Source organism: uncultured Faecalibaculum sp. (assembly GCF_910588395.1).
Lineage (GTDB): Bacteria > Bacillota_I > Bacilli_A > Erysipelotrichales > Erysipelotrichaceae > Faecalibaculum.
Genome location: NZ_CAJUPA010000006.1, coordinates 65265 through 72772, shown reverse-complemented (window position 1 = coordinate 72772; position 7508 = coordinate 65265). Strand labels below are relative to the sequence as shown.

Sequence of the window (7508 nt, the reverse complement as noted above, 5' to 3'; positions counted from 1 at the left end):
GCAGCTTTGCGGAAGACAGGAAACAGGAAGAGATATCGTGTATGGTTTTCAGAGAGTGACCGGAAGATTGATTCCATCGGCTGCCATTGGCGGCTTTTTTTTCGTATCCGGAATCCGTTTGGTCAGCTGGCGCTGACCAAATTTGTAAGTATTGACGCAGGACTACATGTAAAGAAGATGAAGGAAGAATACCCTCCATCCGGGAAAGTGGGGCAGGCGGTGAAATATTGTCTGAGCAGGGAAGCGAGCCTGAGGGCGTGGCTGGAGGATGGAAAGATTCTGATCGACAATAACAAGGCAGAACGGATGGTAAAACCATTCGTTGTCGCGCGAAAAGGGTTCCTGTTTTCGGACTCCAGGCGGGGAGCAGAGGCTACTGCAGCGGGCTTTAGTGTGCTCCAGAGCGCAGTGGACAATGGATTGAATCCGGAGAAGTATCTGGAATGGGTACAGGAGAAACTGTCGACAGAAGGATTGAAGGATAGTGTCCTGGATGAAGTTGCTCCGTATTCAGAGGACATACCTGCAGATCTATATATCAGGAAGAAATGAAGACCTGGGAAACGGTATCAGCAATGGATATCGTATCCCAGGTCTTTCTTTTCAGATACATGTCCTTGATTTGACACTTACATCCATACATAGGACGATTCCTGTCAAATGGGACAGTCTGTTCACATTATTCATCCGACCATTCTTCATCCATGCCGCAAATCCCAGCCACAGGCTTTTCATCGGACAAATTTGGCTGACTTGACAGACAGTTCCCCGTATAATGACAGTTGCAGACCCGCAGGAGGATTGTTCCATGGCCAACCGCATACCCCTGGCACAACGTGCCGCCGAAGGAATACTCGACTATATACGAACCAATGACATGAAACCGGGAGACCGCCTCCCGACAGAACAGGAACTGACACAGCTGCTCGAAGTGGGGCGGGGCACCGTGCGCGAAGCGGTCCAGAGCCTGGCATCCCGCAATATTCTGGAAGTCAGACAGGGAGCCGGCACCTTCCTGTCCGACAAAAACGGCATCATGGAAGATCCCCTGGGACTGAGTCTGGAACCGGAAAGCAAGAAAATGGCACTGGATATGATGGATGTCCGGCTTATGATTGAGCCGGAAATTGCCTGTAAAGCCGCCCTCCATGCAACACCCGAACAGGCGCAGGCCCTTTTGGATCAGTGCAGCCGCGTGGAAAAACTCATCAAGGCCAACAAACCCTACAGAGAGGAGGATGCACTCTTCCACAAACTTATTGGAGAATGCACCGGCAACCTCGTGGTCTCCCGGCTGGTCCCCCTGGTCACATCCTCCGTTGTCCTCAATGTGGACGTGACCAGAGACCGGTACAGAGACCAGACAGTCATCTGTCACAGACAGGTTGCACAGGCCGTGGCAAGACACGATCCCGAAGCCGCGAAACGGGCGATGATCATGCACTTGCATATCCTGCGGTCAGGAATCTGTGATGATATGACAACCCCGCTGCATGACTGAGACAAACACCCGAAAGGGTGTTTTTTATTTTATGTTTACCGCCGGAAACATCCGATAAATATATTCGGGAATGACACAGAAATCCCACAATAATTTTGTGAAAGCGTCTACATGGACACAATCTGACTGGAATGCGATTATGTCATCGACAAATACATCGGATGAATTTGACAGAGAAACCCATTTTAACGGAGGTAAACGAAATGAGAGTACAGCGATTGTTCAGACAAGCCCGCATCCCCCTTCTATGTACCGCTCTTGCACTCGCCGCTGCCATTTTCCCCGGCTGTGCCAAAAGTACAGAACCTGATCCTGACAAGCCCCTGGTCTTCCGGATGGGCATTGTGGACGGCGAAACCTCCCCGGTCTATGCAGGTGCCAGGGACATTGCGGAAAACGTCGAACGCAACACAGACGGAAAAATCAAGATTATCGTGGTTACCGGCGGCGCCCTTGGCGATGAACGCGGTTCTGTTGAACTTTGCTCCCAGGGTGACCTGGACATCGCTTCTGCAGCCAACTCAGTACTGACCAACTGGATCCCGGAAATGAGCATCCTGGACCAGGCCTATCTCTGGGAAACCGAGGAACAGGCACACGCAGCAGTGGACGGTCCTGTCGGCAAGCTAATCGAAAAGGCCGCCGAGGAAAAACTGGGCGTCCACGTCATCGGCTACCTGGAATCCGGCTTCCGCGATACCTTCACCACCACGCCCGTCACAACACCTGAGGAATTTGCGGGCATCAAGATCCGCACCATGCAGAACCCCTATCACATGGCGGCCTTTGAATCCTTTGGTGCCATGCCGACTGCCATGGCCTACAACGAAGTCTTCACAGCCCTGCAGCAGGGAACCATCGACGCAGCGGAAAACGCCGTCAGCAACTGCCTGTCCAACGGCTACTACGAAGTCACGAAAGATGTCGTGTTCACGAAGCACGCCTTCACCTATATCCCCGTCATGATGTCCGACAAATCCTGGAACATGATTCCGGAAGACCTGCGAAAGCCCTTCGAGGAGGGCGTCCGGGAAGGCTGCATCGCCCAGCGTCAGTACCTGAAGGAGACCAACGAGGAAGCCATTGAGGAACTGAAGAAAAAAGGTGTGACGTTCCACGACATAGATACATCGGTTCTCAAGGAGAAATATCAGGCAGCGGCCAAAGCCAAGGGATTCACCTTTGATCCCGAATGGCAGGCTGCGGTGGATGAAGTGCTCAGGGAACACCCGGCACCCAGTGAGGAATGATCATGAAAAAACTGCTCAACGGTCTGACGTCCGTGGAAAACGTCATCATGGTGGCGGCATTCGCCATCATGGTCATCTGCACCTTCACCCAGGTGCTGAACCGGAACTTCTTCAAGCTTTCCATGCCCTGGCTGGATGAAGCCAGCACCTACAGCATGATCTTCATGGCTCTGATTGGCACGGAGGTCGGACTGCGGGACGGCACACAGATTTCCGTCACGGCGGTGGTCGACAAGTTCTATGGACGGACCAGACAGGTCATCATGATCGTCGCCAAGATCGTCCTTCTGGTGTTCTCGGTCTCCGTCCTGATTTCCTCCATCAAGCTGGTGGGACTCCAGCTCGCTACCGGCCAGACTTCTTCGGCAATGGGCCTGCCCATGGCGGTTCCATACTCCGCCCTGGTGATCAGCTTTGCGATGATCGTGTTTGTGCAGACCATCACCACCATAAAAATGATCGTCCGGCTCAAAGATCCCAACGTTGATACCCCAGATACAAGAGAGGAGAGCGCCGCATGACAACCGCCCTGCTTCTGTTCGGGTCCATGGCCTTTTTTATCCTGATTGGCGTCCCCATTGCCTTTGCACTCGGTGCGGCAGTGTGGAGCACCATCGTGTTCAGCCCCGACTTCACGGTAACCGTGGGCATCATTGCCCAGGGGATCTTCGGCGGTCTGGAATCCACGTCCATCATGGCGATCCCGTTCTTTATTCTGGCGGGTAATCTCATGACCAAAGGCGGCATCTCCCGCCGTCTGGTGAATTTCGCCAACTGCATCGTGGGCAATGTCCGCGGGGGCATGGCCCTGGCCCTTGTACTCGCCTGTGCCTTCTTCGCGGCCCTGTCCGGATCAGCTCCGGCGACGGTCATCGCCATCGGCTCCATGCTGTATCCGGAAATGGTGCGCATGGGCTATCCCAAGGACCGGACAGCCGGCCTGCTGGTGGTGTCCGGCGGCCTGGGCCCCATCATTCCGCCCAGCATCATCATGGTGGTCTATGCCACGATCACCGGTGCCTCCATTGGCGATATGTTCTCCTCCGGCATGTTCATCGGCATCCTGATCATGGTCGTGCTGATGGCTGTGGTGCTCTTCCTGGCCAACAAGGAAAAATGGCCGAAGACCAGCGAAAAGCTGTCCATGAGCGACCTGTGGAAATCCTTCGTGGGCGCGATTCCGGCGATCCTGCTGCCTGTGATCATCCTGGGCGGCATCTACTCCGGTCTGCTGACACCGACGGAATCCGCGGCGGTGGCCGTGGTCTGGGCCCTCATTGCAGGCATGTTCATCTACCGGGAGCTCTCCATCAAGGACCTGGTTCCCATTTTCCTGGACTCCGCCAAGGGCTCGGCCATGATCCTGTTCATCATCGCCACATCCACTGCCTTCTCCTGGATCTTCGCCTACTCCGGCATTTCCGGTGAACTCGTGCACTGGATCCAGGGTATGCACCTGAGCCCGATGGTCTTCTGTATCATCATTGCCATCATCCTGCTGATCTTCGGCACGTTCCTGGAAGGCATTGCCACCTGTGTGCTGATGGTTCCCATCCTGTGGCCGATCGCGGCAAGTCTGGGCATCGATGTGATTCACTTCGGTATGATCGTGAGTCTCTCGAATGTCATTGGCACAATGACGCCGCCGGTGGCTGTGAACATCTTCTCGGCTGCCTCGGTGACGAAGCTGAAGATGGGAGAAATCGTCAAGGGCCAGATCCCGTTCTTCATCGGCTATATCCTGGTGTTCCTGGCGGTCGTCCTGATCCCGGCGGTCAGCACTTTCTTGCTGAAGTAGACCTCCGTCCGGGCCGTCCTGTTCAGGAGGGTCCAGACCGAGTTCCGGGGCAGACAGAGCTGACCTTCAGATTAAATCAGGTCCGTGAACAGCGGTTTTCGTAAGAGACCGTCAGAAGAAACAGGCAATCGCAGACTTCGATGCAAAAGTCTGAAAAACGAATCAAATATCAGGAACTAAACAAGGAGAAATACAGTGTCCAATACCAATACAGATACAAAGACCCGGCTGGAGAGCTGGAAGGTCCAGTCTTCCGAAGAACCGGGATTTCACAAAGTCATCACGCCGGACACGGCGGAGTGCCAGGAAGCACAGATCTTCCGTCTGAACCTGCCGGCTGGTCAGAGTTACACCCTGGAATCCGGCGACCTGGAGCTGCATCCGGTGCTCATTGCCGGCAAGGCGAAGCTCTCGGATCATGAAAGCCTGGACCAGGAGATGGAGAAGTTTGATTCCTTCTACATCCCCGGACAGGACAAGGTCACCATCACGGCGCTAGAAGACAGCATCTTCTACATCGCCGGTGCGAAATACGAAGGCATCGGACAGCCGATGTTCCGTAAGTTCGATGCGACCCTGCCGGTGGGAGACATCCACCAGATCCACGGAAGCGGATCGGGACAGCGGGAGGTCATGATGACCCTGGCACCCGGGGATGAAGCAAGCCGGCTGATCTGCGGGCTGACCTGGTCGGGGGACGGAACATGGACGTCCTGGCCGCCCCACCAGCACGAGAAGGACCTGGAGGAAGTATACTGTTACTTCGACATGCCGCTGCCGAGATTTGGGTTCCACATCAGCTATCTGAAGAGCGGGGAAGTGGAGGATCTGGTGGCGCACACAGTGCATTCCGGCACGATGGTGCAGGCCCCCTGCGGCTACCACCCTACAGCGGCGGCACCGGGCGGACGCAATGCCTATCTGTGGGTGCTGGCGTCCTTCAGTCCAGAACAGAGAAGCTACGACCTGGCCATCCCGGATCCGGCATTCGATCCGGAAAAACAGGCTGACTGACCAGCTGCATATATATACGTATATAAAGGATTCACAGTCGGGATCCGAACATTCCGCAGTCGAAAGAATGACAGGAAGGAACAGAACACAGTCAGCTGTTTTGGGCCATATGCAACAGTGAAAAGAAACCGCCTGTACAGGCGTAAAAACGACGACAAAACAAGGAGACAATACAATGAATCTGAACAACCTCACAGGAAAAACAGCCATCGTGACGGGCGCAGCCCAGGGCCTGTCCCGGGGCATGGCGGAAGGACTGCTGGAAGCCGGCGCTTCCGTGGTGATCATGGACATCAACCCCAAGGTGGAAGCCACAGCCGAAGAACTGCGTCAGCAGGGCTATGACTGTCAGGCGGTCATCTGCAACCTGACAGACGATGCCACCCGCGAAGAGAAATTCAATGAGGCTGTCGAAAAACTCGGCGGACATCTGGACATCCTGGTCAACGGAGCCGGCGTGCAGCGCCGCTATCCCAGCGAGGAGTTCCCCCTGGAAGACTTTGACTTCGTCATGGACGTGAACCTTCGTTCTGTGTTCGCGATGTGCCAGCTGGCAGGACGTCAGTTCCTGAAACAGGAAACAGGTGGCAAGATCATCAACATCGCCTCCATGCTGTCTTTCTTCGGCGGCTACACTGTACCGGCCTATGCAGCCTCCAAGGGTGCCGTGGCGCAGATCACCAAGGCGCTGTGCAATGAGTGGGCCTGCAAGGGAATCAACGTGAATGCCCTGGCACCCGGCTACATGGCCACGGAAATGAACACGGCCCTGTTGGATCCGGAGAACCCCCGGAACGCGGAGATCACCAACCGGATCCCGAACCGCACCTGGGGAACGGGCGAAGACATGAAGGGACCGGTCGTATGGCTGGCCTCCGATGCATCGGACTATATCAACGGCGCGATCATCCCGGTGGATGGCGGCTACCTGGTGCGGTAGGCCCAGGCAGAAAGGACGGACAGGAACATGAACGAAGACCTGAAAGTGATCATCACGGACTGTGACCATGACTCCATCCAGATCGAGAAGGACGTGCTGGAAAAAGCGGGGATCCCGCTGGAACTGAAGCAGTGCAAAACAGAAGAGGACGTTATCCGGGAATGCCAGGACGCGGATGTGTTCATCGTGCAATATGCGCCCATCACCAGGAAGGTGATGGAAGCCTGCCCGAAGCTGAAGTATGTGGTCCGCTACGGCGTGGGTGTGGACACGGTGGATGTGCCAGCGGCAACGGAACTCGGTGTGCAGGTGGGCAACGTGCCGGACTACGGAATGAATGAAGTGGCCGATCACGCCATTGCCATGAGCCTGGCGATGCTGCGCAAGATCGTGCCGATGAACGAACAGACGAAGACAAAGAAGTGGGATTACACCACGGCGATCCCGGTGCACCGGTTCTCGGACCTGACCTGCGGGGTCGTGGGACTGGGGCGGATTGGACGCAACTTCGCGCAGAAGATGCACGCTCTGAGCTTCAAAGTCATCGGATTTGACCCGTATTTCCGGGAAACCAATGAAACGGCTGTTTATGTGACCCCGGTACCCTTTGATGAACTGGTGAAGGAGTCGGACATCATTTCCCTGCACTGTCCGGCAGACGGAAACAAAGACCTGTTCAATGAGAAAACTTTCCGGGACATGAAGGACAGCGCCCTGATCGTGAATGTGGCCCGCGGGGGGATCATCAACGAGGCGGACCTGCTGGAGGCGCTGAAGTCCGGCATGATCGGCGGGGCAGCCCTAGACTGCATGCTGGGGGAACCGGTGAGTCCGGACAATGCGCTATTCCGGCAGGAGAACGTCATTGTGACTCCTCACATGGCGTGGTATTCCGAGGAAGCAGCCAGCGAGCTGAAGCGGAAAGTGGCGGAGGAATCCGTGACGTTCCTGGAAGGAAAGCCCATCCGCTATCCGGTCAACAAACCCGAGAATCAAAGAAGCTGA

Annotated in this window: 8 protein-coding genes; all 8 read left to right on the top strand. The window is 55.5% G+C overall.

Annotation, left to right across the window (positions count from 1 at the left end; all coding sequences use genetic code 11):
* The coding region (locus QZ305_RS02920; protein WP_294729989.1) for a transposase at window positions 1-552 on the top strand (552 nt) is incomplete at its 5' end.
* A gap of 256 nt (window positions 553-808) precedes the next feature.
* On the top strand, window positions 809-1501 hold the full coding sequence (locus tag QZ305_RS02915; protein ID WP_294729988.1) for a FadR/GntR family transcriptional regulator: 693 nt from the start codon (window positions 809-811) through the stop codon (window positions 1499-1501).
* Window positions 1502-1704: 203 nt separating this feature from the next.
* Window positions 1705-2751 (top strand): TRAP transporter substrate-binding protein, encoded by a 1047-nt coding sequence (locus QZ305_RS02910; protein ID WP_294729987.1) that lies wholly within the window; start codon window positions 1705-1707, stop codon window positions 2749-2751.
* Window positions 2752-2753: 2 nt separating this feature from the next.
* Window positions 2754-3272 (top strand): TRAP transporter small permease, encoded by a 519-nt coding sequence (locus tag QZ305_RS02905; RefSeq protein ID WP_217947208.1) that lies wholly within the window; start codon window positions 2754-2756, stop codon window positions 3270-3272.
* On the top strand, window positions 3269-4549 hold the full coding sequence (locus QZ305_RS02900) for a TRAP transporter large permease (protein ID WP_294729986.1): 1281 nt from the start codon (window positions 3269-3271) through the stop codon (window positions 4547-4549). Before QZ305_RS02905 ends, QZ305_RS02900 begins: the two co-directional genes overlap by 4 nt.
* Window positions 4550-4744: 195 nt before the next feature.
* Window positions 4745-5563: a 5-deoxy-glucuronate isomerase gene (locus QZ305_RS02895; RefSeq protein WP_294729985.1), complete on the top strand. Its 819-nt coding sequence runs from the start codon at window positions 4745-4747 to the stop codon at window positions 5561-5563.
* 175 nt (window positions 5564-5738) lie between these two features.
* Window positions 5739-6503: an SDR family oxidoreductase gene (locus QZ305_RS02890; protein WP_294729984.1), complete on the top strand. Its 765-nt coding sequence runs from the start codon at window positions 5739-5741 to the stop codon at window positions 6501-6503.
* 27 nt (window positions 6504-6530) lie between these two features.
* The gene (locus QZ305_RS02885; protein WP_294729983.1) at window positions 6531-7508 is read left to right on the top strand and encodes a C-terminal binding protein; all 978 of its coding nucleotides are present in this window, start codon (window positions 6531-6533) and stop codon (window positions 7506-7508) included.

Coding starts and splice junctions, on each gene's coding strand:
- QZ305_RS02905 (WP_217947208.1), top strand. CDS start 2,754: ATGAAAAAACTGCTCAACGGTCTGACGTCCGTGGAAAACGTCATCATG.
- QZ305_RS02890 (WP_294729984.1), top strand. CDS start 5,739: ATGAATCTGAACAACCTCACAGGAAAAACAGCCATCGTGACGGGCGCA.
- QZ305_RS02900 (WP_294729986.1), top strand. CDS start 3,269: ATGACAACCGCCCTGCTTCTGTTCGGGTCCATGGCCTTTTTTATCCTG.
- QZ305_RS02885 (WP_294729983.1), top strand. CDS start 6,531: ATGAACGAAGACCTGAAAGTGATCATCACGGACTGTGACCATGACTCC.
- QZ305_RS02915 (WP_294729988.1), top strand. CDS start 809: ATGGCCAACCGCATACCCCTGGCACAACGTGCCGCCGAAGGAATACTC.
- QZ305_RS02910 (WP_294729987.1), top strand. CDS start 1,705: ATGAGAGTACAGCGATTGTTCAGACAAGCCCGCATCCCCCTTCTATGT.